This window comes from Streptomyces sp. NBC_00461, from assembly GCF_036013935.1.
GTDB lineage: Bacteria > Actinomycetota > Actinomycetes > Streptomycetales > Streptomycetaceae > Streptomyces.
Genome location: NZ_CP107902.1, coordinates 302,289 through 325,847 on the forward strand (window position 1 = coordinate 302,289; position 23,559 = coordinate 325,847).

Genomic DNA, 23,559 nt, shown 5'->3' on the forward strand with positions numbered 1-23,559 from the left:
GACCCGGGTGAAGGGCGGCTGCGCACCTCCCCGTACGGAGCCTTCGAGACAGCTGTCGAGGAACTGGTGGACGCGACCGACCCGCTCGTTGCCGGTGTCAAAGGTGTGCGGTCGGCCCCTTCGTCGCCTGAGGAAGACGCCGGGGCCGGGCGCCGGCGGTTACAGAGCCGCGGCCTCCTCGGTGGTGAGGAAGCGGAGGCTGTGAACATGCTCGTTGGCGAACATGGGCACGCCGTCCGAGGCCAGGTACCAGGCCGGCTTGCCCCCGCTGTCGCGGATGACCCGCCCGTTGACGACGAGGTTCTCGAACGTGACGTCCTTGATGAGGTGGTCCCCGTCGAGGCCCAGGAGCAGCGACGTACCGGCGTGAGTGCCGGTGTAGGTGAGGTCCTTGATGTAGACGTTCTCGATGCCGCGGCCGGGTGCGGTGTTCCACTTCGGCATGTAGGTGACCCGCATCTGGACGAGCTGGCCCCAGCGGATGTCCTCGACGCGGATGTTGTCGCACCTGACGTCGCGGATGAGGTTGCCGTGGATGCCTATGTTGATCGGGGGGGGCCACGTCTGCCCAGAGGCTGCAGTTTCCTGGTCCGTCCAGGTCCGAAGGTGTTCCCGCAGGTACGCGAGACATGGTTCGGCCGCCCGTTGACGAGGTTGTACGCGGGCATCACCCCGGCCACGGCGCCGGCCTCGGCGGGGCGGCGGAAGGCGCGCATGTCGTACTCGTGGAGGACCCTCGGCCGTACCGAGGAGGACGAAGTCGACCTGTCCGTCTCGTTGTTGTGGGCCGGCCAGTGCTTGAGGACGGGGGCCGTCATCCAGTACGCCGGGTCGTCGCCGCGTAGGCCGCGGGTGTACGCCGTGGCGATCGCCGCCGTCAGGTGCGGGTCCTCGGCGTAGCCCTCCTCGTTCCTGCCCCACAGCGGGTGCCGCAGCAGACTGACCGTCGGCGCCCACACGTTGAGCCCCACCCGGTCGTCGCGTGCGCGCATCGCCCGCGTCTCTTGGGCGACGGCGTCGCCGACCCGGCGGACGAGGCCGTCGTTCCAGGTCGCGCCGAGGCCGACCGCCTGCGGGAAGACCGTCGCCGGGCCCCATCCAGGCCACACCGTGCAGTGCCTCCTGCCCGGTGCGGAAGGCGGCGAGACCGAGACGGTCCACCGCGGGGGTGAACTGGTGCAGGAATGCGATGCGTTCGTCGAGTGTGAGGCGGGAGAGGAGGTCGTCGACGCGCTGGTCCAGGGCGGCGGTGGGGTCGCGGAAGAGGGGCGGCGAGCTTTCGGTCACGTACTCAGATCCCTTGAGGAGGAGAAGCAGGATGCGAAGCAGTAAGAAGACCTGGAGGCCGAGCTGGAGGTGGTGCGGGAGCAGATGAGTCGAGGTTCGAAGCGCTTCGATGTTCCGTCGCCCCGACCCAGACGTCAAGGCGTTCACCCAAGCTCACGCAGACCCGCAGAAGACCCCGCCAACCTCCCACTCTCCAATAGTCTCAGGGAAAGTTGACGCGAGTCTTGTGGCCCCACAGGTGGTCCCTTAACCTCGCTGCACTATCGAAGCGCTTCGAAGACTTGTACTCCTGCCCGCGCTGCTCGTTCCGCAGTGTCGCGCCACGAAGGGTTGAACAATGACGCCGAACTCGTCGCCGGTTCCCGGTCCCCGGGCCCCCAGCCGGAGAAGCTTTCTCACCTCCGCCACTGTCGCTGCCGCGGCGGTCGCCGGTGGTGCCTCGTTCCTGACCGCCTGCGGAAGTTCCGACAGCGGTAAGCGGGAGGGGGCCACCTCGGACAAGGCGGCCCTGAGGGCGTGCGGCGCGTCGCGGCGAGCGGTCTCGCGGACGGCGTGATCCTCATGGACGTCGAGCTCGACGACCCGCGCATCCCGGTACTGCGGGAGCAGGGCACGCAGGCCGCGCTCATCGGTCTGCCCGACGATTCGCGCCAACTGTCCTGCGTGGACCATGACTTCGCCGCGGCGGGCGCGCTGCGCGCGGACCACCTCGGCAACCTCGGCCACCGGGACATCGCCTTCATCGGCTACGGCTCCCGGGATCTACGAACGGCACGCCGGGTACGCCGAACGTACCCTCGCAGGGTTCGCCGAGCGGGCCGGACAGCGCGGCCTGCGCTTCCTGCACCGCCCCTGCGAGGGCACGTACGAGAGCACCGCCCAGGCAGTCGACCGCATCTTCGCCGAGCGGCCGGGAACCACCGGGTTCGTCGTGCAGAACGAGGGGGCGACCTCCGTGTCGGGACCGTCCAGGGAACTGGGCCGGGGCACCACCCGTGGTTTCAGCACCCACCAGCCAACTCCCCCGACGGCATCGCTCAAGGGGTTGATGTTATCCACGGGGCTCCTATCATTTTGATGCTCGACGTTTCGATCGTAGTTCGTAATATCGAACAGAGCGGAGCGTTCCTTTTTGCGCTCCCCCACCCCCTGACGCACCGACTTCCACACCGTCATCTCCTGGGAGCTCTCCCAGACTTCCTGGCGCCCCCACGGCATCCGCACTCGAGGAGACACCATGGTCACCCACGGAACGTCACGCTCGCATCCACCAAGTACCCTGCAACAAAGGCGATTTGAGCTGTCAGGACGAAGAAGCGTGACAGCCCCCCTCAGCACCGTGCCCGGCCGCGATCTGGCCCACGCGTTCGCTATATGGCTCGCGCCTGCCGTTACCCAGGCTCCCGTGGACGTGGACCTGACCGATGCCCCCGGGAGCGGCCTGTGACGTCTGTCAAGCAGGCCTTGGTCGTCCGCGGGGGCTGGGACGGGCACGTCCCCGTGGCCGCCACCGACCGCTACGTCACGGCACTCAAGGCGGACGGCTACGCAGTGACCGTCTCCGGCACGCTCGACAGCTACCTCGACGAGGAGCTGCTGGCCGCCACGGACCTGGTGGTGCAGTGCTGGACGATGGGCGAGATCACCGGCCCGCAGGCGGAGGGCCTGAGCCGGGCCGTCCGGGCGGGGACCGGTCTGGCCGGCTGGCACGGAGGCATCGTCGACGCGTTCCGCGCCGAGACCCGCTATCAGATAATGACGGGCGGCCAGTTCGTGCACCACGCACGGGAGTTCACGACCTTCGAGGTGCGTCCGGTGCCGGGAAAGGACGATCATCCGGTGCTGGCCGGAATCGCACCCTTCACCGTCACCACCGAGCAGTACTACCTGCACGTGGATCCTGCGATCGAGGTACTCGCCGTCGCCGGGTACGGCCCCGATCCCGACCATCCCGAACTCCTCGGCACGCCGGTGCCGGTCACCTGGGCCAAGCGCTGGGGCGCGGGCCGGGTGTTCGTCACCACCCTCGGACACAACTTCGCCGACCTGGAGGTTCCCGAGGTCGACTCGATGATCCGGAAGGGCATGGCATGGGCGACCCGTTGACGGAACGCCCCACAGCCCTGCGGATCGGGCTGGTCGGCGCCGGACAGATCAGCGGCGCCTATCTGCGCACCCTCCCCTCGCTGGCGAATCTGAGCGTCACGGCCGTCGCCGACCTGGACGCGGCCCGCGCCCGCGCCGTCGCGGCCACCGTCCCCGGCGCCCGCGCAACGACCGTCAAAGAGCTGTGCGCGGCCGACGACGTCGACCTCGTCCTCAACCTGACCGTCCCTGCCGCCCACGCCGAGGTCGCCCATGCCGCGATCGCCGCGGGCAAGCACGTCTACGGCGAGAAGCCCCTGGCCGCGACCACGGCTGAGGCCCGATCCGTCCTCGACGAGGCCGAAGCGGCGGGGGTACGGGTGGGCTGCGCGCCGGACACCGTCCTGGGCACGGGCGTGCAGACCGCCCGCGCGGTGCTGGACGCCGGGGAACTCGGCACACCCGTCGCCGCGACCGCCTTCATGACGGTCCCCGGCCCTGAACTCTGGCACCCGGGACCGGAGTTCTACTACCGGCCGGGCGGCGGCCCGCTGTTCGACATGGGGCCGTACTTCCTCACCGCGCTCGTCACCCTGCTCGGTCCGGTGCGCAAGGTGGTCGGCATGGCCTCCGCCTCGCGGTCCGAGCGCACCGTCGGCCACGGTCCGCGCGCGGGCACCACATTCCCGGTGGAGGTGGCCACGCACGTCACCGGCGTTCTGGAGCACGCGAGCGGGGCGCTGTCGACGCTGGTGATGTCGTTCGACGTCTGGGCAGCGGGCCTGCCGCACATCGAGATCTACGGAACGGAAGGCTCGCTGTCCGTCCCCGACCCCAACCACTTCGATGGCCCGGTGCGCCTCTTCCGGGCCGGCGCGGAGACCAAGGACTGGGAGGACGTCCCCGTGCGGGGCGGCTACCCGGGCGCCGAGCGCGGCTACGGCATCGCTGACCTGGCAGCCGCCCACGCCTCCGACACCCCGCACCGCGCGGACGGCCGCCTCGCCTTCCACGTCCTGGAGGTCATGGAGGCGCTGCTCGCCGCGGCCGAAGCCGGACAGCCGGTCCACATCACCAGCACCCCCGTGCGGCCCGCTGCCGTACCGGCGCACGCGGGCCGGGCGTTCGCCGCGCATACCGGCCGCTGACACCGAAGAAGCGAAGGAACACTCATCATGAGCGACACCCGCGTTCTCCTCGACTGGGGCCACGACGCCCTGCGCCTGATCATTGACGCCGACCGGGACGACCGTCCGCGACTCCGTCACCTTGGAGCCCCCGACGCCATGCCCAGGCCGGCCGGTTCGAGGGAGTCGCTGCCGCTGGTCGAGGCCGTCGTGGGCGCCCGGGGCACGGACTCGTCGAGCCGGCGCCTGGTCGACAGTGTCGGCGCACGGCTGCGCTACCTCAGCCACGACGCCCGGCGCGACGGGGACTGGCACCAGCTGACCGTCCGCCTGCACGACCCCGAGACGGACCTCGCCGCTGACGTGGTCTACCGCTCGCCCGACGGCATCCCGGTCCTGCGTGCACACGTGGAGCTGCGCAACGGGGGCAGCAACCCGCTCGACCTGGAGTCGGTCACTTCCCTCGTCCTCGGCGTCCTCACCACGGACCCGGCTCAGTTGGTGACCGCGGACCTGCTGTGGGCGGAGAGCGACTGGATGGACGAGCACCGCTGGCAGCGGCGCCCGTTGCGCCAGGCCGTCCCGCACATCAACGGCCGCGTCCACCAGCCCTACCGCATGGGGACCTTGACCATCGCCGGGAAGGGTTCCTGCTCTACCGGCGGTCACCTGCCGATGGGCGCGCTGAGCGACCGCGAGACGGGCCGCACGTGGCTGTGGCAGCTGGAGACCAACGGCGGCGGCTGGCAATGGGACTGCGGGGAGAACATGGACACGGGATTCCTGTCCCTGTCCGGTCCCACCAACGTCCGGCACGGCTGGTCGCACCGTCTTGAGCCGGGGGCGAGCTTCACGACCGTCCCCGTGGCCCTCGCCCTCGCCGAGGCCGGCGGCACCGACGAGGCGTTCGCCGCGCTCACCCGCTACCGGCGGGCGATCCGCCGCCCGCACCCCGACCACCAGCACCTTCCCGTCATCTTCAACGACTACATGAACTGCCTGATGGGCGACCCGACCACGGCCCGCCTGCTGCCGCACATCGACGCCGCCGCCGAGGCGGGCGCCGAGTATTTCGTCATCGACGCCGGCTGGTACGACGACGGGGACGGCGGCTGGTGGACCACCGTCGGCGCGTGGGAGGCCGCCCCCTCCCGCTTTCCCGGCGAGGGCGGCCTGGGGGAGGTCATGGATCGGATACGGGAGCGCGGCATGGTGCCGGGACTGTGGCTGGAGCCGGAAGTGGTGGGGGTGGAAAGCCCGGTCGCCGACGCTCTGCCCGACGAGGCGTTCTTCCGCCGCCACGGCGCCCGCGTCAACGCGAACGGCCGCTACCACCTCGACCTGCGCCACCCCGCCGCCCGCGCCCACCTGGACGAGGTGTTGGACCGGCTCGTCGCCGACTTCGGCATCGGCTACTTCAAGCTCGACTACAACGTGGACGCGGGTTCCGGCACCAGCAGTCACCCCGGTGAGGCCCCGGCGGACGGCCTGCTCGGCCACAACCGCGCCTTCCTCGACTGGCTGGACGGCGTGTTGGACCGCCACCCGGGCCTCGTCCTGGAGAGCTGCGCCTCCGGCGGCAAGCGCGCCGATTACGCCCTTCTCTCGCGCGTCCAGCTGCACTCCACCAGCGACCAGCAGAACCTGGAGTTGTACGCCCCGATCGCGGCGGCCGCACCCACCGCGGTCACGCCGGAACAAGGGGCGGTGTGGGCCTACCCGCTGCCCGACGACTCCCTCGACGAGGTCGCCTTCACCATGGCCAGCGCCCTCCTCGGCCGCATCCACCTCTCCGGCCTCCTCCCCGAACTCGCCCCCGATGCCCTCGCGTTGGCGCACGAGGCGGTCGCCGTCCACAAGACGATCCGCGGTGACCTGGCCACCGCGGTCCCCGCCTGGCCGCTGGGCCTGCCGGGCTGGTACGACCCGTGGGTCGCCCTGGCTCTGCACACACCCGGCACCACGTACGTCACCGTGTGGCGCCGTCCCGGTGACGACTCCGACGAGTCGGCCGTTCTCCCGTTCCCGACCCTTCGCGGCGCCCGGGTCGGCGTCGACGTGCTGTACCCCTCCACCACCAAGGCGCAAGCCACGTGGGACCCGGAGGCCGCGACGCTCGACGTCTCCCTCCCGTCGGCCCCTTCGGCGGTGCTGCTCCGTCTCTCCACCCGCCCGGAGTGAACCGACAGAACAAGTAGCGACGGCTCCGCACCGGGGAGGTGCGGAGCCATTCATTCTCGGTACGGACAGGGGGACGCGGGACAGCGCCCCCGGTCAGGACCGCCGCGACGACGACCGCGACGGTCGCAAGGGAATCCGCAGCTCCTGGCGCTGCTGCTGCTCGGCGGTGAGCCACAACGCCGATGCTTCGGCCCAGCCCCAGCCCGGCTCGACCAGCCGGGCGCGCACAACGCGACGGACCGGGCGCCCGGGGTAGTCGTCCACCGGGCGGCCGACGGGCAAAGTGCCGTTCGCCTCGTCCCAGCGCAGCTCGGTGCGGGTGCCGGCGCCCTGCTCGTAGTCCTGTAGCCGCCCCACCACCGAGACCGAGGAACACCCTCATGCCACAGCGCCCCGACACCACCCCGCGGGGCGCGGGCCCTGCGGGAGGACTGTCCGCGACGGCTCGTGGAGCAAGCGGGTGTGATCAGAGTTACGGCGGCTATGAGGCCGCAACAACGGCACTGAGCTTGGCCGTGGTCACGGTACGAGGGCGATGGAGCTGGTGGCGGCTGGGGTACCGGTCCGGCCTCGTCGTAGACGAGAGGCTCGGGCGCGAGGAACGCCGCTGCCGCGGGATCGCCCTTGGAAGTCAGGACGTCGTATCGATCGGCCAGCGCTTCGAGAAGCGCCTGAGCGTCCTGGAGCGCTCTGCTGTGGCGCTTCGCATCGGCCTCGGGGTGCTCCCCGCCCCGGGATCGGCATGGGGCCGGAGGGCTCAGTCCCAGGACCGGATGCGCAGCTCGCCCCACTGGCGGCGAACGACGTCCTCGACGCGCCCCGGCACCGCGCTCGGCAGCGCACCCAGCGAGTTGCCGTCCAGATAGACAACGTCGTCGAGCAGGAACCGCTCGCGCATGGCCCTGCGGGTGGCGACGAGATGGTCGTTGCGCCAGCGCCACACCAGCTCGGCGGCGTCCGTGAGGGCCTCGCCGAGCCGTACGAGCTCCGCGTCCTGCTCACCGCGGTACAGCTCGGTCCACGCCTCCTCGACCCCGGCCGACGGCTCGTAGCGCAGCGCGAGGTCCCGCTCCAGGACCTCCGCCGGGATCGCGTGCCCGCGCCGCGCCAGCAGCCGCGGCGCCTCGTCGTACAGGCTCGGCTGCTGCAGCGCCTTCTCCAGCTCGGCGTGCACGCGCGGCGCGCCCCGGTGCGGGACCGGCATGGACGCGGACTTCTCGCCGAGCAGGAACTCCATCCGCCGGTACAGCGCGGACTGGAATCCGGAGCCCTCGCCGAGGGCCGACCGGTAGGAGTTGAACTGCGCGGGGGTCAGCCCGGCGAGCGGCGTCCAGGAGGCGCCCAGGCTCAGCGTCTGGCCGCCGTCGGCGGAACATCCGGTCACGGCAGGTGCGGTCGCGGTGACCGGAGTCAGACGTCACTTCGGGTCGCCGTAGATGATTCCGCGTCCGTTGGTCCCGAAGTAGACGCGGCCGTGGACCCGTGGGTCTCCGGTGATGGTGTTGCCGGTCCAGGCGTACTGGTGGCGGTCGTCGTTGATACGGATCCACGTCCGGCCCGCGTCGTCGGACCGGAAGATGCCGCGCACGCCGTCGATCTTGGAGCTGGTGTAGACGGCGGGATACGTGGCGCCGGGTGCGGCCTTGCCGAATCCGACGACATCGCCCTCGTCCACCGCCTCGAACCTGGCGAAGGACGATCCGGAGTCGGTCGACCGCCACATCCCGTACGTCGTGGGGGTGGTGGGCTTGTTGGTGCCGCCGGCCAGCCAGATGTCGCCCTCCTGGCCCGGTACCGGCTTGAACCGGACGTTCCCCGCAGTGGGCAGACCGGTGGCCGCCGTGGCCTTGAAGCTCTTGCCGCCGTCCGTGCTGAGGTAGAAGACGCCGGAGCCGTAGGCGTAGAACCGGACGTCCGTGGCCGCCGTCCTCCAAGCCGCGTACGCGTGTGCACTCGCCGAACACATGGGCATCGACAAGTGCATGTTCAACACCGTGACAGCCAACCGGCAGAGCGCGTTGGCCCGCGAGGCGGTGGCCCATGTCGCCGGCAGGGTCCTCGTCCCGGTCGACACGTCCCTGGGAAGCGACCGGTTCCCGGCGCTGTGCCGGGCTGTCGACGCGGCACTCGTCAGGTCCGCCTCAGTCAGCCTGCGAGAGCCTGACCGCTACGCCAAATCCTTGGACGAGGCCTCGGCCGAACTGGGCCGCTCCGCGCACAATCCGTACATGGTCAACATCCGGCCCGTAGCGCCCGGAACGCTGATCCGGTCTCGCCCGGGCAGGGCACAGGAAATCGAGCGCTCCATGGCCTCCAGCCGGTACGGACGATTCCCCAAACCCGTCGACGCGTACTCCGGACAGGTCAACTTCGATGTGTGGAGTGTGTGCGAGACGGCCGGAGTCAGTCTGGGGACGGATGCGACGTCGTTCGACGCGACGGATCTCGAACACATACTGCTGTCCTTCGAGAGCCGGCTGGTCAGGGCCGCGATCGGCGGGCACGCCGCACGGAGCGGCTCCTTCGCCGGCGTGTGACCTCTGTGGAAACGAGGCCCTCGGGAGCCTTGAGTTCTCGTGGCGACCGCAAGGTCGTGAACGAACGAAGCCGGCCGGGGAGCTTGCCCTGCGCCGCCAGTTCCAGATGCTTGCGCTTCGTACGCCGCGAGGTGTCCGCTGTGACCGAGCTCGCTAGGGCCTGTCTCTTCGATCTTGGGGGATCTCTCGTGACCGAGGTGGTGTAACCCCTACGCTGCGGGAATGCGGGAGTTGACGTTGCGTGTCCGGGTGGCTGCCTACGTCCTGCGCCGGCGCGCGGGACAGTCGGTGGAGTTGCTCGTGTTCGACCACGACGCGGACCTGCCGCCCGGCACGCACGTCCCGGCGGGGGGTGTGGCTCCGGAGGAGCCACTGGAAGAGGCAGTGTTGCGGGAAGTCACGGAGGAGTGCGGGCTGACGTGCGTTCGGGTGCTGCGCCCCCTCGCGGAGGAGCACACCCCGCACCCGATCCGCCACTTCCCCCGCCACACCACCTTCTTCGAACTGGAGGTGGACGGCGACGCAGATGTCCCGGATGCGTGGGACCACCACGTGACGGGCACGGGGCGCGACAACGGCATGACGTTCCACTGCCGTTTTGAGCCGCTACCCCTGGGCTTCCCTTTGGCGGATGGTCAGGACGCCTGGCTGGATCGACTGGAAGCATAAGCGCCGTCGCTTGGTCGCCTCCACAGCTGGTACATCACGTCGTGGATCGAGCGGGCTGGTGCGTGCCACCTCGGTGAGAAGGTGTCTCTGCGGCCAGTGACTCGTTGTTCTGGTCATGCTCAGCAGGGGGGACCTCACGGATGGCGAGTGGGCGGTGCTCGCGCCGCTGCTGCCCAGGAGCAATAGCCGGTGCGGCCGGTGGCGGGACCACCGCCAGGTGATCAACGGGATCATCCAGCGGCTCAGCACCGGCTGCCAGTGGCGCAAGCTGCCCGAACGCTTTGGCCCGTGGCAGACCATCCATAAACGCCATGCGCTGTGGTCGGTCGACGGCACCTGGGAGCGGCTGCTCCAGCACGTCCAGGCCGTCGCCGACGCAGCTGGCGATATCGACTTGAACATCAACATCGACTCCACCTCGATCCGCGCTCACCAGCACGCAGCTGGGGCTCCGAAAGACCCGCCACCAGCACCGCCAAGTGCCTCAAAAGGGGCCGCACAAAGATCAGTTCACGTGCGCGCGTACTTGCGCCTGCGTCCGTTCCTGGCGGAGGCGGTGCGGCAGGCGAAGCACTCGGCCGCTCCCGCGGCGGACTGACCACGAAGATCCACCTGAGCGCGGACGGCAGGTGCCGCCCTCTCTCGCTGATCGCCACGCCCGGGCAGCGGGCAGACTGCACCCAGTTCGAGACGGTCATGGACAAGATCCGCGTCCCCCGGCTCGGCGCGGGCCGGCCAAGGCGGCTGCCGGACAGCGTCGGCGCCGACAAGGCCTACAGCAACAGACTGATTCGCCGCTATCTGCGACGACGCGGGATCCGGCACGTCATCCCGGAGAAGAGCGACACCAAGTCCGCCCGCCGGCGCAGAGGTTCAGACGGCGTCCGACCGCCCGGCTTCGACAAGACCCGGTACAAGGCCAGGAACACTGTCGAGCGGGCGATCAACAAGATCAAGCAGTTCCGAGGCGTCGCTACCCGCTACGACAAGCGCGGATACGTCTACCTCGGCACCGTCACCGCTGCTGCACTCCTCATATGGCTCCGCTCATGATCGAAGAGACAGGCCCTAGCTGAACCAGAGGCTCAGGTGAGCGACCTGGTCGGGGTCCGTAATGATCACCAAGCCCGCGCCCGCACCGCTACCTGCCCCTCACGCCAAAGACCCGTACAACCACGGGACTTGAAGCCGCCTGGTTTCAGCCTGCGAACGTTTCTGCCCGCGAATTGTGCGAGAAGTATTGACGTCATTCATGGGATCTCTAGCATTCTCCTGATCGACACTTCGACCCTTGTTCGATATATCAGACAGGTCAGGCCGGCAGCCGGACAGCCCTGACGGGCCAAACCGGAGTCGCTTGCTCAAGGATGACGAGGTCCTTATGCACAGACGTAGTTTCAGCCTCAGACGCACGTCCGCGGTGCTCGCCGCCGCGGTCGCAGCTCTGGCCGCGTTGGCGGCGCTGCTCGTCGCCGGCCCGGCTCAGGCGGCCACCACCAGCGACGTGCGCGGTGTTGATTCCGGCCGGTGTCTCGATGTGGAGGGCTTCAGCCAGGCCGACGGCGCGAACGTGCACATCTGGGACTGCCACGGCGGAGTCAACCAGCAGTGGACGTTGACGGACAGCAGCCAGCTGACCGTGTACGGCAACAAGTGCCTGGATGCCCGGGGCGCCGGTACCACGGCCGGGACCCCGGTGCAGATCTGGTCGTGCAACGGCAGTGACAACCAGCAGTGGCGGGTGAACTCCGACGGCACGATCGTCGGCGTGCGGTCCGGGCTGTGCCTGGAGGCCGCGGGATGGGGCAAGGCCAACGGCACGGAGGCGCGGCTCTGGTCGTGCACCGGCGGCACCAACCAGAAGTGGACCGGCCTGTCCGGGGCGAGCAACGCGTGTGCTCTTCCGTCGACCTACCGGTGGACCTCGACCGGCCCGCTGGCGGAGCCGAAACCAGGGTGGGCCTCGCTCAAGGACTTCACCAGCGTCGTCTACAACGGCAAGCACGTCGTCTATGCCACGTCGCACAACAACCTCGCCGGTAACGATGGGCGCTGGGGATTGGCGACCTTCAGCCCCTTCACGAACTGGTCCGACATGGCCACCGCCACCCAGACCACGATCCCCTTCGATGGCATCGCGCCGACGCTGTTCTACTTCGCCCCGAAGAACATCTGGGTGCTCGCCTACAACGGGGGTTGGCCCTACAGCTTCTCCTACCGCACCTCGACCGACCCCACCAACCCCAACGGCTGGGGCCCGCAGCAGGAACTCTTCACAGGCACCCTCCCGAAGGGGGGCCCCCTCGACGTGACCCTCATTGGCGACGACACGAACATGTACATGTTCTTCGCCGACGATGAGGGCGGCATCTACCGCGCCAGCATGCCCATCGGCAACTTCCCGGGCACCTTTGGTTCGTTCACGAAGATCATGAGCGACACGGCGCTCAACCTGTTCGAGGCGCCGGAGGTCTACAAGGTCCAGGGTCAGAACCAGTACCTCATGATCGTCGAGGCCCAGAATTACACGGGGTACGGTCGCTACTTCCGCTCGTTCACGGCCACCAGCCTCGACGGCACCTGGACACCGTCACCGCAGGCCAACACCGTGACCAACCCCTTCGCCGGCAGTGCCAACAGCGGCGCGACGGCCTGGACCAGGGACATCAGCCACGGCGATCTGGTTCGCACCAACCCCGACCAGACCAAGACCATTGACCCCTGCAACCTGCAGTTCCTCTACCAGGGGCGCGACCCCAGCACCGACGGCGGGGACTACGGCCTCCTGCCGTACCGGCCGGGAGTGCTGACACTGCAGCGCTAGCCGGTGGCGTGACACAGGTCCGGCTCCGGTCCTGACGTTCGCGGGCAACGACGCACGCCGGGCCCGGTGAGTGTCACAGCGAGCGATCAGGAACGGGTGGAGTTGGGGCGGGCTCGGTGCAAGGCCGAGCCCGCCCGTGGACGCGGAGAACCCGGATGGTGGCGGTCTCGTCCTGGTCGAAGCCCATGTCCATCGTGATCACGGCCGGCCAGCGGGGCGATTCCCCGCAGTTCGAGCCTGTCCTGAACAAGGTACGTGTCCCGCGTCGTGGGCCGGGCAGGCTGCGCACTCGGCCCGACCGTGTGCGCGCCGACAAGGCGTACGCCTCCCGAAAGAACCGCGCTTACCTGCGGCGGCGCGGGATCCGCTGCACCATCCCGGACAAGGCCGACCAGGCGCTCAACCGCAAGAAGCGCGGCTCGCGCGGCGGCCGACCGCCGAAGTTCGACCCGCAGGACTACAAGGCTCGGCACGCGGTCGAGTGCGGCATCAACCGCCTCAAAAGGCGCCGAGCCGTGGCCATGAGGTACGACAAGCTCGCGGTCCGCTACGAGGCGACCGTCCTCGTAGCGGCCATCAATGAGTGGCTGTGACCAGCACTTTCGAGACACGCCCTAGTCGCCCAGGCCTCTGGCCCAGAACTCGCTCGGGCCGTGGACGGCGACGTCGGTCGCCCTGGCGATAGCGCGGTCGATTTCAGCGTCATCGCCGCTGCCGATCGCAGCCCAGAGACGGCTGAAGCCCGTGCCACTGCGGCGGTAGACGACGACCTCGGCTGCGGCGTCGTTGGGCAGAGGCCAGGCCGGGAGTGTGGCCAGGCCCAGGCTCGTGAGGTAGCCGAGCGCGTAGGACTCCGTCAGGTTGCTGTGACGTGCGGGAACGCAGACCCCGCGACTGTCGGCCCGGCGAACCGCCGGGTGGGCTCGCGCAGGTCGACGCTGCCCTTGCCGCCGGTCGGCGAGACCGGCGGCGAGGTCCGCGAACAACGCTGACTGGGAGCAGTACCTTCAGCTGCTCGCAGTGATCAACGGCTGGTCGCCCCCGGAAAACCTGGCACCGGTACTCGACTGGTTCATCCAGGCCGTGCGTGCCCGGATATCGGGGCAGCGGCCCGGTCCCGACGGGGCGTGGCCGGACCGGTTCACGTCACATTGCCTTCGCCTGGACGGCGGGTTCTGGGCTGGGCCGCGCCCTGGCGGCAACTTCCGAGTGGCGGCGCGGCCGCCCGTACCGCGGGAGGCGATGCCGCGCGGCTTGACGTCGACCGGCCCGCCGCAGCCTCCGGACTCCTCCCGATATCACGCTGTACGGCAGCCAGGACGGTGTCGACATCCTGCTCAGCCACCAGGAGGCACAGGCCACAGACGGCTCGGCCCCCTGCTTCCCGAGTGAGGCAGGGGGCCGAGCCGTCTCCGCCGTCAGGCGAGCGGCGGAAGCTGTTCGCCCTGGACGGCCTGGAGGTCGATCCCGACGCCGAGCGTGGTGCCGATGGCGGCCATGCCGGCCTGGACGACCTGGACGGCCTGGTTGTAGTTCATCGCGAAGTCCTCGCGCGGCAGTTCCACGGTGGCCCGGAACGCGGCCCGTGGGCCGCCCCACGGGTCGGGACCGGTGCCGAGGTAGGCCAGGTCGAGGTCAACGACCCGGGCCTTTCTTGTTTTCTGACCGCCGACGCCGGCGCGGAGGCCGACGGCCCGGCGCGCACGCCACGGGTGGGTGGCGTTGCTGCCGGGCCGTCAGTCACTCACGCGGTCTCATTTCCCGTGCAAACCCCTGCGGCGACGTCCGCGAAGCACCAGCACGCCGCCGGCAGCGATGACCAGCAGGCCACCGAGGGCGCTGTACATGACAGCGTTGCTCGCCCCGGTGGAAGCCAGGTCGCCGGACGCGCTGCTCGGGGTCGCCTGGCCGACGGGTGCGCCGATCCCCCCCTGCGCACGGGTGCCGCCGATCGTGCCGGAGGAGGAGACAACCGGCGTGGGGGCGGTCGGCGTGGGGGCGGGCGTCGGCTTGTCAGCTATGGCAGTCCCCGACGCGGGCTTCATCTGAAGAGTCGTGATCGAGTACGGCGGCAGCGTCTGTGCGACCGCCGTGCCCCGCTTCGCCGTCGTCAGGGCGGTGCCTCCCTTGGCGTACGAAACGGTCGTGACCGCCCCTGCGGCCGGGGTGAATCCGGCGTACGAGAGCGACACCTGCGCCGCGTTCTGCGGGCTCTTGTTGGTCAGCATGACGTTCAGACCGCCGGTGCTGTTCCGCACCGCGTGCACAGTGACCGACGAGTTGCCCGAGGACGACTTGACGATGGTGTCGCCAGGCTTCGCCAGTGCGGTCAGCGAGCGGATGCCCCAGTAGGTGGGGAAGGTTGTGTCGCGCGGCGGTTGGCACTTCCCCCCGGCGCAGGTGCCGGCGGAGAGAATGCCCCCGTCCTGGTAGTCGGTCTGGCCGTTGACGGTGGTGGGCGCTTGGTCCGTGCCGTTGTGCAGGTTCCACCAGTCCACGTGGGTGGCGCCCTGCTCGAACCAGGTCATGTAGGTGTCCGGCGCGAACAGGGCCGCGGCCTGACTGGTCAAGGCGGGCGAGCCGACGCCGTCGGTCTCGGTGACCGCGATCTCCACCGAAGCGGCGCGCGAGCCCGCGTACTTGGCGATCAGCGAGCGCAGCTCGGACGTGGTACCGGCGATCCGGGAGGGGGTGTTCAGCAGGTCGGCCGTGGTTTTGCCGCCCGGATACCAGTGGACGATGGCGAAGTCGATCGACTTCGCCGCGATGGAGAGCACCGTGTTGTTCCAGTCGGCGCTGTCACCGGGAGCCTTCTCCTTATCCGGCCAGCCGCCGGGGGTGGTGAGCACCGCTCCGATCTTCACCGTCGGGTCCACGGCCTTCATCGCCTTCGAGTAGGCGATCAGGTTCTTCGCGTACGCCGTCGGGCTCTTGTCGGCGTGATCGTCACGTTCCCAGCCCTTGCCGTCGCCGTAGTGCCCGTTGCCGTAGACCTCGTTGCCGATCTCCCAGTACTTCACGCCGTAGCCCTTGTCGACGTTGGAGTACTTGACCCAGTCGGCGGCCTCCTGGGGGGTGCCGGAACCGTAGTTCGCGGTCAGGATCGGCCGGGCGCCGACCTTCTTCGCGGTGGCCATGAAGTGGTCGAAGTCGGTGTTGGAGGGGATCCAGCCGGTGCCGTCGCCGGAGGTGTGGGTCTTCCAGTGGTAGTCGTCCGCGCCGGAGCCGCCGGGATAGCGCAGCTGCCGAACTCCCGCGGCCTTCATCAGCGAGGTCACCTTGGCGTCCCCCATGTGCTCGTCGCCGAAGCCCGTGTTGAGGCCGACACCACTGCTGGGCACCTTGCCCAGGGAGGTACGGGCATCCACACGGATGCCGATGGTCGGCGCGGCGCCCGCGCTGGGCGCCAGGGCGCCGACGCCGACCGAGGCGGCGAGCACCGCCACCGCCCCCGCGACAAAGCGGCGGCGCATCCGGCTACGGCGGGGCGTGCGACCCCGAGGCATCGGCTGCTCGGCGGATCTCGGGTTGTCTGGTGACACGTGGGGCTCCGATCGGGTGTTGACACAGAAGGCGTAGGGCCGCTGACCACGGCTCGCCCTCGTCGGTACGCCCCTAAGTAGCCACTCAGAGCGGAAAGGTTGCCATCTCAATCGTTTTTTTCGCCGAGACGCGGTCGCACCGTCTCACCGGACCCGGTGACCCCGTGACCCGGTGACACGCCCGGGCTCCTTTCGACCTCGACGGCGCGAACCATCACATGCTTCCGGCCGCACACCGACCCGCGGTGGCCGAGCGGCTGAAGCCGCACAGGAAGCACGGGAAAAGACAGACGGCGGCCGCCGCCACCGCGACGGCCCTGTTCTCGTATAGCTACCGCCAGGTGATGTGTGGCGCTGAGTAGCTACTTGGGGCTGCGGTCGTGCTGCTGAAGGGCGGCGAAGTCGGCGTGTGCTGTCTCGACGGCCTCGGGGTACGCCTGGGTCTTCTCGTGTTCGGCGAGGGCCCGGTAGATGCCGACGACGGACGGGCTCGGTCCCTTGCGCTTGCCGGTGGGGATGACCAGGGCGGGTTGGATCTGCTCGACGGACTCGCCGAGTGCCTTGGGCCGCAGCACGGTGTGCAGCATGTCGTCGGTCATGACCGGGGCCGGCCACCGTACTTGCCCTTGCGAGCCGCGGTGTCGAGTCCCTCCAGCGTCGACTCCCGGATGTTCTCCCGCTCGGTCTCGGCCATCGCGGCGAAGAAGCCGAACAGCAGCTTGCCGGGGCCAGTGGGATCGTAGATGCCGGGCAGCGGGCCGGCGAGCATCTCCAGCACCAGGCCGTGCTCGGTCAGATGGTCCGCGAGGGCGGCGAGTTCTGCCGCGTCGCGCCCCAGCCTCTTCATCTCGAACACGGTGAAGATGACCCGGCAGTGCGGGGCGTGCGCCTTGATCTCCCGGGCGGTCTTCAGCGCCTCCTCGAGCTCATTGGGGATCTCGCGCGGGATGTCTCCGCCGACCCCGACCGGCCCTCGCGCAAGGGAAGGCAGGGCCGGCTTGACTACCTCGAAGAGCGCGGCGCCATCGACGCGGCCATCGAGACGCTCGAACGTGCCTGGACTCAGTACGAGGTATACCGGGCCGCTCAAAGGGATTGAGAACAGGGCCGCCGACCGGGCTGGTCCCGGAACCTCTCTGGGACCTCCGAGGGCGACCAACGACGACAGGCAACGACCACTGACGACCGGTCGACCGCAGGTCAGTTGGGGTAGCCAGCCCCCGACCAGGGCCAAAAGGCGGGCCCGCCAGACCCAGGGCATGGAGAAGTAACGGGACGCCAGTAAGCCCCCACCCCGCGGTTTCCTCGCGGGGCGGGGGCTTTCTGGTGGGGCTGGGCCGTCTCCGGGCCAAATCGCCAGGGCATGGTGGACCACGTCATCGACTTGATCCACCAGGCCGACCAGCCGGGCACCAGCGGCGTTCGGCCACGACTTCCTCGAATGCGGGATCGTCGTCGAATCCTGCCGGACTGCGCGCGGATGTCAGGTACGGATCAGTGCACGCTTGCCCGTTACGCCGCCATGCACCCGCGGGGGAAACCCACGAGAGGGAGGAACCCCGGCCGACCCTCGACCGGGGTTCCTCAAGGTGGTGAGTATCGGTCAGCAGGTGGAGTCGCCCACGCCGTAAACCGCTCGTCTACGCGCCGGCGGACCGCCCCACATCGCGATCACCGTGGATCAGGCGGGTCAGCGCTGCAGGGTGAGCAGACCCGGCCGGTACGGCAGTTTCAGGTAGTCGGGTTCCTGTGTGTTGTTGGGGAGGCCCTGGTAGAGGAACTGCAGGTTGCAGGGATCGATGGTCATGGTCTGGTCGGGGTTGTTGCGGACCAGGTCACCGTGGCTGACGCCCTGGGCCCAGGTGGAACCGCTGTTGGCCTGGCCCGCGAAGGGGCTGCTCTCGCTGCCGGCCTGGACGGTCCACGGACCGTTCAGGCTGGAGGCGGTGAACGAGCGGAAGTAGCGCTTCGTCCCCTGCGCCTCAACGATCATGAGGTACTGGTTCTGCCCCTGGACCTTGTAGACCTCCGGCGCCTCGAACAGAAGGTCCCGTGCGTCGCTCATGACCGTCGTGTACGAGGAGCCGAAGTTGCCCGGGAAGTTCCCGATCGGCATGCTCGCCCGGTAGATCTTGCCGTTGTCAGCGGCGAAGAACAGGTACATGTTCTGGTCGTCGGCGATCATGGTCGGGTCGATCGGGGCGTTCTTCTGGTTCGCGTCGGGGCCGTCGGGGAGGCTGCCGGTGAACAGCGGCTGCCGGGCGGACCAGCCGTTGGGGTTGGTGGGGTCGCTGGACGTGCGGTAGTGGAGCGGCCACTGACCCCACTGGGACACCATCACCCAGATGTTCTTGGGTGCGAAGTAGAACAGTTCGGGCGCCACCGCGTCGTCGTTCATCTGGGTCTGGGTGGCCGCCCCCATGTCCGACCAGTTCGTGAAGGTACTGAACCCCGTCGAGCCCCACTTCGTTCCGTTGGAGGTGGTCGAGTAGACCAGGTGCTTGCCGTTGTACGTGGTGGTGGTGAAGTCCTTCAGCGCGAGCTGCCCGTTCGCCGGCTCCGCCAGCGGGCCGGTCGAGGTCCAGCGGTAGGTCGACGGAAGAGCACACGCGTTGCTCGCCCCGGACAGGCCGGTCCACTTCTGGTTGGTGCCGCCGGTGCACGACCAGAGCCGCGCCTCCGTGCCGTTGGCCTTGCCCCATCCCGCGGCCTCCAGGCACAGCCCGGACCGCACGCCGACGATCGTGCCGTCGGAGTTCACCCGCCACTGCTGGTTGTCACTGCCGTTGCACGACCAGATCTGCACCGGGGTCCCGGCCGTGGTACCGGCGCCCCGGGCATCCAGGCACTTGTTGCCGTACACGGTCAGCTGGCTGCTGTCCGTCAACGTCCACTGCTGGTTGACTCCGCCGTGGCAGTCCCAGATGTGCACGTTCGCGCCGTCGGCCTGGCTGAAGCCCTCCACATCGAGACACCGGCCGGAATCAACACCGCGCACGTCGCTGGTGGTGGCCGCCTGAGCCGGGCCGGCGACGAGCAGCGCCGCCAACGCGGCCAGAGCTGCGACCGCGGCGGCGAGCACCGCGGACGTGCGTCTGAGGCTGAAACTACGTCTGTGCATAAGGACCTCGTCATCCTTGAGCAAGCGACTCCGGTTTGGCCCGTCAGGGCTGTCCGGCTGCCGGCCTGACCTGTCTGATATATCGAACAAGGGTCGAAGTGTCGATCAGGAGAATGCTAGAGATCCCATGAATGACGTCAATACTTCTCGCACAATTCGCGGGCAGAAACGTTCGCAGGCTGAAACCAGGCGGCTTCAAGTCCCGTGGTTGTACGGGTCTTTGGCGTGAGGGGCAGGTAGCGGTGCGGGCGCGGGCTTGGTGATCATTACGGACCCCGACCAGGTCGCTCACCTGAGCCTCTGGTTCAGCTAGGTGCCCGACCCGCGCTTGCGGCGGGGCCGGTGGCACTCAATGACGCCGGTCCGGTCGACGTGTGCCTGCGGCGGTCGTCTGCGGAGCGGGGAGCGTCGAGAACTCGCCGAGCGGGGTGCGAGTGACGGGCGAGCAGTCCTGCTCATCCCGCACCGCAGCGACGCGGCCGATGAGCGCGCGCTGCCCGGCGACTACCGCAAGATCCTGGCGATCGTGCGGGAGGCCGACGGCCCGGTGCAGGTCAGGGCGGTCGGCGAGCGGCTGGGCCTGGACGCCTCGGTGCGCGGCAAGCTGGAGCCGCTGCGGGCGAAGATGACCAAGCTCGCCGACCGCGGCCGGCTGCACAAGCGTCCCGACGGCAGGTTCACCGCACGCGCGCAGGCGTAGGGAGGCGGGCGCCGACGGGGCGTAACTCGCACTCCCCCGGCGGCAGTTGAGTTTGGTGTGAAGAAAAACAACTGCCCGCCTGCCGCTGTCGAGTGCCACCCTGAACTGGCTCGCCGATCTGATACGCGGCCACTACAAGAAGACCAGATCACGGTGGCGGGCCCTGCCCTCGGGGAAGATCGCCGCCATCGTGCTCGCGGTACTGCGCTGTGACCAGCGGCCGGGCGACCTGGCCGGCGGCAACGGGATACACCGCACCACCGTGACCCGGTGAGTGCGGGAAGTCGTCGGCCTGCTGGCCGCCCGCGCCCCGCGCCTGGACCGCGCCCTCAAAAAGATCGCCCACAAGGGTGGCGGGGTGGTGCTGTTGGACGGCACGCTGATCCGCACCCGGCGGCGCACCGGCAAAGAGAACCGGAAGAACTACTCCGGCAAGAGCAAATGCCATGGCCTGCTCGTCATCGCGCTCACCGACGGCCGCGGCCGACTGCTCTGGGTCTCGGCGGCCCAGCCCGGACGCACCTCGGAGATCACCGCCTGCCGCCACGACCAGCTCACCGCCAGGCTGCGGGCGGCCGGCCTCGGCGCCATCGCCGACCTGGGCTTCGTCGGGCTCGACGACAGCGGTCCCGACGCCGACCCGGCGGTGATCACCGGCTACAAGGCCGCCCGGAACCGGCCCCTGACCCGCGGCCAGAAACTGTCGAACACCGCACTGGCAGCGGTCCGGGCACCGGTGGAGCACGGCTTCGTGTGAGATGACGATCGAGCAAGAGCCGGTGGTCGAGTCGGTCGGTGCGGCCGCGTCGGACGACCAGTTGAACGCGATGCTGGTTGACCGGGCCCGTGGTGACTGGGGGCGCTGTTCGGCGGCGACAGCGACAGCCGGTTCGCGGACTCGCCTTGGCGGCAGGCGAAGGGCGGGCCTGCAACTGACCGGTGGGGGTGGGCTGTTGCAGCAGCTGACCTAGCGGGTGCTGGAGTCCGCCCTGGAAGGCGAGATCACCGATCACGTCGGTTATGAGAAGCACGATCCAGCCGGGAAGAACAACGGCAACAGCTGCAACGGCACCCGCGCCAATGCAGTGCTGACCGATGTCGGCCCGGTCGAGGTCAGGGTGCCCCGGGACGTGGCCGGGACCTTCGAGCCGCAGATCGTCAAAAAGCGGCAGCGCCGGCTGACCGGGGTCCAGGGGGTCATAAGAGGTCCTAACAGAAGCCGTTGATCATGTGACTTTCGGCTTGGATGGTCGTTGGTCTGGTCGTGGGGAAACATCAGTCGCGGCCACGCGGTGGGCGAGGGTGCCGGGGGTGGCGGCGGCCGTGGCCAGGGCCACGGCGGAGGTCAGGCCGATCGCCGGGTGCGGGGCGTGCATGGAGACCATGCGCACGGCCAGGTCGTCCCTTCTCGTCAGCGGCCACCATCCACTCGCCGGCCGCGACGCCACCTCACTCGCCGACTTCGCACACGACCCCTGGATCACCCGCGCCGAACATCACCCGGTGGCCGAAGCCCTCGTCCGCGGCTGCCACGCCGTCGGCTTCGAGCCCCACATCGCCTACGAGGCCCACGACTACCAGGAAGCCCAGGCCATGGTCGCCGCCGGCATCGGCGTCGCCCTCGCCCCCACCCTGGCCCTGGAGGGCATCCGACCCGGCGTCAACGTCCTGCCCCTCCAGCCGCCGGCCCCCATCCGCCGCATCCTCCTGGTTCGCATGGCCGACCACTCGCTCACCCCCGCCGCCCTGACCTTCGCCAGACTCCTCCGCGACACCGCCGCGGCCCGAACACCCTGACGCTCACACCGAACCACGCCCACCGGTCATGGCACCGTCGCGCTCACCGCCGCCCGATCCAGGCCCCGCGCTTCGGTGTTGGACGTGGGCAACGGGCGGCGGCAAGCCACCCTGGCCATACCGGGTTCGTGATCCGCAAGGAGCACGGGGTCCGAGGTGGGCGCGGCGAGCGTCGGCTCCGGCAGTGACAGGCCGAGGGCACGGTCGATGTCTTCCACTGCGGGGTGATGGCAGTGGGCGGTCCGCCTGGTCAGCGGATCCGGGGCAGCGCCCTGTCCGGGGGCGCGGCTTTCACGTACTTGACGGCGATCTCGAGGTGGCCCACCTGAAGAACTGGCGCATCCTCACCAAGCTCCGCCTGCACGTCTGTCACGCCACCGCGCTCCCTGCGCCCTGCTATTTCTGACCAACATCGAGTTCGCGAGCCGACAGACGATCTTGACGTCGGACAACCGCCCCCGACAAGCACGAGTGCACAACCCACCACCCACACCAGCCCCGTGACCAGCGAATTCAAGATGGTAGATCCTCAGCGGATGGGTGTCACGGTGTCGGTCGTCGATGCACGGGGCGGCGCGGCTGCTGGTCGTCCTGCTGGGCGGTCACGGTGCCGGGTTCGTCCGTCGTCACCGTCCGGCTGTCCGCCGCTTCTGGGTGCGGAGCGCCGCGAGCGGGGACCGGCGGCCCTTGGGGTCGCACGGACGGCTGCCCAGTCGATCCGGCGGCTCCGCGTGACGCGGTCCAGGTCGGCCTGGCGGTAAAGCAGGACGACGTCGTGCTTGTTCCACGAGGAGCGGGCCGTGGCTGCGTGGGTGAGGAGCCCGGCGCGGACAAGGTGGTCGAGGTCCGACTCCCGGATGCCGAGGAGCTTGGCAGCGGCGTCGCGCATGTGAAGCTGCCCGGCGGCAGAGGCGCGTTCGACTTTCCGGCGGTCCGTGAGGTTCTCCAAGGGGAGCCCGCAGTAGAGGGGGTGGCCCTTGTGGTCGCCGACCACGGACAGGTGGCCGCGACGGGCGAGTTCGGCGGCGGTGCCGGAGTGCACGGTCATGTTGAAGCGTTCGGCGAGGTGTTCCTCGGCGCGGACGGCGCCGACGTCGGGCATCGCCCCGACGGCCTGCCGGATGGCGTCGACGCGGTCGAGGGCGTCGTCGAAGACGGCGGCGGACCAGCGATCGCCGGCGACATCAGGGCCGGGAATGAGCCCGAGGCGCTGGGCGCGGGCGAACTGCCACAGCGTCATACCGGCGCGGTCGGGGAACTGCAGGGGCCGTACGACGCGAGCGGCGCGGTGGTGGTCATGGCGAGGTCTCCGTCCGAGAGGCTGGGACTGGGGGCAGGCGGGGCCGTCCCACCCCCGAAAGAGGGCTCGGCCGACGGGGCAGTGACGCCGCCCTTCGGTGAACTCCCGTACACGGGGTCGGCCTCGCACCACTCCCGAGCATCGGAGGGAGGCGAGATCAGCTCCACTGGTCCAGCCGCGGTGATGACGTGTCGCGGAGGACGGTCACCGACCCGAATCCGAACGGCTGAGAGCCATACCGAGGAGTGCGTACGGTGAGGCCGGAGAAGAGCACCAGCCGGACAAGGCGGCGCAGGCTGGGTGAAGGCCAGGGGAGGGCGTTGCGAAGTTCCTTGCGCCCGACCGATGGATGCGGTGAACTCTCTGATCGGCCCGCACGATGGTGCTGT

Annotated in this window: 18 protein-coding genes and 10 pseudogenes; 14 read left to right on the forward strand and 14 right to left on the reverse strand. The window is 69.4% G+C overall.

Annotated features, from left to right (window positions below):
* Positions 1-159: 159 nt before the first annotated feature.
* Positions 160-459: a hypothetical protein gene (locus tag OG870_RS01450; RefSeq protein WP_323179511.1), complete on the reverse strand. Its 300-nt coding sequence runs from the start codon at positions 457-459 to the stop codon at positions 160-162.
* Between the two features lie 93 nt (positions 460-552).
* A pseudogene (locus OG870_RS01455) lies at positions 553-1,287 on the reverse strand (glycoside hydrolase family 3 N-terminal domain-containing protein); the annotation flags it as partial.
* A gap of 495 nt (positions 1,288-1,782) precedes the next feature.
* On the opposite strand from OG870_RS01455, the pseudogene OG870_RS01460 reads away from it, so the two are divergent.
* From OG870_RS01460 to OG870_RS01480, 5 genes and pseudogenes are all read left to right on the forward strand, one after another.
* Positions 1,783-2,236: pseudogene (locus OG870_RS01460) on the forward strand (substrate-binding domain-containing protein); the annotation flags it as partial.
* 369 nt (positions 2,237-2,605) lie between these two features.
* Positions 2,606-2,734 carry a hypothetical protein gene (locus tag OG870_RS01465; RefSeq protein ID WP_266530012.1) on the forward strand — a complete coding sequence of 43 codons (129 nt, stop codon included), beginning with the start codon at positions 2,606-2,608 and terminating at the stop codon, positions 2,732-2,734.
* A complete protein-coding gene (locus OG870_RS01470; protein ID WP_266530009.1) occupies positions 2,731-3,393 on the forward strand; it encodes a ThuA domain-containing protein in 663 nt (220 codons plus the stop codon). The genes OG870_RS01465 and OG870_RS01470 overlap by 4 nt, the downstream gene beginning before the upstream one ends.
* Positions 3,378-4,520 (forward strand): Gfo/Idh/MocA family protein, encoded by a 1,143-nt coding sequence (locus tag OG870_RS01475; RefSeq protein ID WP_266530006.1) that lies wholly within the window; start codon positions 3,378-3,380, stop codon positions 4,518-4,520. Before OG870_RS01470 ends, OG870_RS01475 begins: the two co-directional genes overlap by 16 nt.
* A gap of 27 nt (positions 4,521-4,547) precedes the next feature.
* The gene (locus OG870_RS01480; protein WP_266592977.1) at positions 4,548-6,680 is read left to right on the forward strand and encodes an alpha-galactosidase; all 2,133 of its coding nucleotides are present in this window, start codon (positions 4,548-4,550) and stop codon (positions 6,678-6,680) included.
* A 93-nt stretch (positions 6,681-6,773) separates the two neighbouring features.
* Here OG870_RS01480 and OG870_RS01485 read toward each other — a convergent pair whose 3' ends face one another.
* The 3 genes and pseudogenes from OG870_RS01485 to OG870_RS01495 all read right to left on the reverse strand — a co-directional run.
* Positions 6,774-7,037, reverse strand: coding sequence for a hypothetical protein (locus tag OG870_RS01485; protein ID WP_266530000.1), 264 nt, complete (start codon positions 7,035-7,037; stop codon positions 6,774-6,776).
* A gap of 538 nt (positions 7,038-7,575) precedes the next feature.
* Positions 7,576-8,028: pseudogene (locus OG870_RS01490) on the reverse strand (tryptophan 2,3-dioxygenase family protein); the annotation flags it as partial.
* 69 nt (positions 8,029-8,097) lie between these two features.
* A pseudogene (locus OG870_RS01495) lies at positions 8,098-8,589 on the reverse strand (xyloglucanase); the annotation flags it as partial.
* Positions 8,590-8,662: 73 nt separating this feature from the next.
* On the opposite strand from OG870_RS01495, the gene OG870_RS01500 reads away from it, so the two are divergent.
* The 5 genes and pseudogenes from OG870_RS01500 to OG870_RS01520 all read left to right on the forward strand — a co-directional run.
* Entirely contained in the window at positions 8,663-9,217 is a 555-nt protein-coding gene (locus OG870_RS01500) for a hypothetical protein (protein WP_266592975.1), read from the forward strand.
* Positions 9,218-9,439: 222 nt separating this feature from the next.
* Positions 9,440-9,886 (forward strand): NUDIX domain-containing protein, encoded by a 447-nt coding sequence (locus tag OG870_RS01505; RefSeq protein ID WP_266845135.1) that lies wholly within the window; start codon positions 9,440-9,442, stop codon positions 9,884-9,886.
* Between the two features lie 115 nt (positions 9,887-10,001).
* Positions 10,002-10,939 (forward strand): IS5 family transposase gene (locus OG870_RS01510; RefSeq protein ID WP_405626556.1). Its coding sequence is split into 2 segments (ribosomal slippage): positions 10,002-10,380 and positions 10,380-10,939, totalling 939 coding nucleotides; the frame shifts between segments, so codons are not numbered across the junction.
* Positions 10,940-11,267: 328 nt separating this feature from the next.
* The gene (locus OG870_RS01515) at positions 11,268-12,710 is read left to right on the forward strand and encodes a non-reducing end alpha-L-arabinofuranosidase family hydrolase (RefSeq protein WP_266845137.1); all 1,443 of its coding nucleotides are present in this window, start codon (positions 11,268-11,270) and stop codon (positions 12,708-12,710) included.
* Between the two features lie 170 nt (positions 12,711-12,880).
* A pseudogene (locus tag OG870_RS01520) lies at positions 12,881-13,303 on the forward strand (transposase); the annotation flags it as partial.
* Positions 13,304-13,324: 21 nt separating this feature from the next.
* On the opposite strand, the gene OG870_RS01525 reads toward OG870_RS01520, so the two are convergent.
* The 6 genes and pseudogenes from OG870_RS01525 to OG870_RS01550 all read right to left on the reverse strand — a co-directional run bounded on the left by OG870_RS01525 (position 13,325) and on the right by OG870_RS01550 (position 19,373).
* Positions 13,325-13,696: a hypothetical protein gene (locus OG870_RS01525; RefSeq protein ID WP_266845139.1), complete on the reverse strand. Its 372-nt coding sequence runs from the start codon at positions 13,694-13,696 to the stop codon at positions 13,325-13,327.
* Between the two features lie 432 nt (positions 13,697-14,128).
* Positions 14,129-14,356: pseudogene (locus tag OG870_RS01530) on the reverse strand (YceI family protein); the annotation flags it as partial.
* A gap of 108 nt (positions 14,357-14,464) precedes the next feature.
* Positions 14,465-16,183, reverse strand: coding sequence for an LPXTG cell wall anchor domain-containing protein (locus OG870_RS01535; RefSeq protein ID WP_266845141.1), 1,719 nt, complete (start codon positions 16,181-16,183; stop codon positions 14,465-14,467).
* A gap of 431 nt (positions 16,184-16,614) precedes the next feature.
* Entirely contained in the window at positions 16,615-16,851 is a 237-nt protein-coding gene (locus OG870_RS01540) for a hypothetical protein (RefSeq protein ID WP_266529982.1), read from the reverse strand.
* Positions 16,848-17,342, reverse strand: a complete 495-nt coding sequence (locus tag OG870_RS01545; RefSeq protein ID WP_266592965.1) for a recombinase family protein — start codon at positions 17,340-17,342, stop codon at positions 16,848-16,850. The genes OG870_RS01540 and OG870_RS01545 overlap by 4 nt, the downstream gene beginning before the upstream one ends.
* A gap of 600 nt (positions 17,343-17,942) precedes the next feature.
* Positions 17,943-19,373 (reverse strand): non-reducing end alpha-L-arabinofuranosidase family hydrolase, encoded by a 1,431-nt coding sequence (locus OG870_RS01550; protein ID WP_266845144.1) that lies wholly within the window; start codon positions 19,371-19,373, stop codon positions 17,943-17,945.
* A gap of 352 nt (positions 19,374-19,725) precedes the next feature.
* Here OG870_RS01550 and OG870_RS01555 point away from each other — a divergent pair, with 352 nt between their 5' ends.
* The 3 genes and pseudogenes from OG870_RS01555 to OG870_RS01565 form a co-directional block, all read left to right on the forward strand.
* Positions 19,726-20,073: a hypothetical protein gene (locus tag OG870_RS01555; RefSeq protein ID WP_266529974.1), complete on the forward strand. Its 348-nt coding sequence runs from the start codon at positions 19,726-19,728 to the stop codon at positions 20,071-20,073.
* A gap of 79 nt (positions 20,074-20,152) precedes the next feature.
* Positions 20,153-20,824: pseudogene (locus OG870_RS01560) on the forward strand (transposase family protein); the annotation flags it as partial.
* Between the two features lie 7 nt (positions 20,825-20,831).
* Positions 20,832-21,275, forward strand: a pseudogene (locus tag OG870_RS01565) (transposase); the annotation flags it as partial.
* Positions 21,276-21,356: 81 nt separating this feature from the next.
* Here the strand turns inward: OG870_RS01565 and OG870_RS01570 are convergent.
* Positions 21,357-21,473 (reverse strand): annotated as a pseudogene (locus tag OG870_RS01570) (PrpF domain-containing protein); the annotation flags it as partial.
* A 1-nt stretch (position 21,474) separates the two neighbouring features.
* On the opposite strand from OG870_RS01570, the pseudogene OG870_RS01575 reads away from it, so the two are divergent.
* Positions 21,475-21,870 (forward strand): annotated as a pseudogene (locus OG870_RS01575) (LysR substrate-binding domain-containing protein); the annotation flags it as partial.
* Between the two features lie 250 nt (positions 21,871-22,120).
* On the opposite strand, the gene OG870_RS01580 reads toward OG870_RS01575, so the two are convergent.
* Complete coding sequence (locus tag OG870_RS01580; protein WP_266529969.1) at positions 22,121-22,243, reverse strand: hypothetical protein; 123 nt, start codon at positions 22,241-22,243, stop codon at positions 22,121-22,123.
* A gap of 156 nt (positions 22,244-22,399) precedes the next feature.
* The gene (locus OG870_RS01585) at positions 22,400-23,110 is read right to left on the reverse strand and encodes a hypothetical protein (RefSeq protein WP_266845147.1); all 711 of its coding nucleotides are present in this window, start codon (positions 23,108-23,110) and stop codon (positions 22,400-22,402) included.
* Positions 23,111-23,559: the final 449 nt, after the last annotated feature.

Coding starts and splice junctions, on each gene's coding strand:
- OG870_RS01450 (WP_323179511.1), bottom strand. CDS start 459: ATGCGGGTCACCTACATGCCGAAGTGGAACACCGCACCCGGCCGCGGC.
- OG870_RS01475 (WP_266530006.1), top strand. CDS start 3,378: ATGGGCGACCCGTTGACGGAACGCCCCACAGCCCTGCGGATCGGGCTG.
- OG870_RS01480 (WP_266592977.1), top strand. CDS start 4,548: ATGAGCGACACCCGCGTTCTCCTCGACTGGGGCCACGACGCCCTGCGC.
- OG870_RS01500 (WP_266592975.1), top strand. CDS start 8,663: ATGTTCAACACCGTGACAGCCAACCGGCAGAGCGCGTTGGCCCGCGAG.
- OG870_RS01505 (WP_266845135.1), top strand. CDS start 9,440: ATGCGGGAGTTGACGTTGCGTGTCCGGGTGGCTGCCTACGTCCTGCGC.
- OG870_RS01515 (WP_266845137.1), top strand. CDS start 11,268: ATGCACAGACGTAGTTTCAGCCTCAGACGCACGTCCGCGGTGCTCGCC.
- OG870_RS01535 (WP_266845141.1), bottom strand. CDS start 16,183: ATGCGCCGCCGCTTTGTCGCGGGGGCGGTGGCGGTGCTCGCCGCCTCG.
- OG870_RS01540 (WP_266529982.1), bottom strand. CDS start 16,851: ATGACCGACGACATGCTGCACACCGTGCTGCGGCCCAAGGCACTCGGC.
- OG870_RS01550 (WP_266845144.1), bottom strand. CDS start 19,373: ATGCACAGACGTAGTTTCAGCCTCAGACGCACGTCCGCGGTGCTCGCC.
- OG870_RS01555 (WP_266529974.1), top strand. CDS start 19,726: ATGACGCCGGTCCGGTCGACGTGTGCCTGCGGCGGTCGTCTGCGGAGC.
- OG870_RS01585 (WP_266845147.1), bottom strand. CDS start 23,110: ATGACGCTGTGGCAGTTCGCCCGCGCCCAGCGCCTCGGGCTCATTCCC.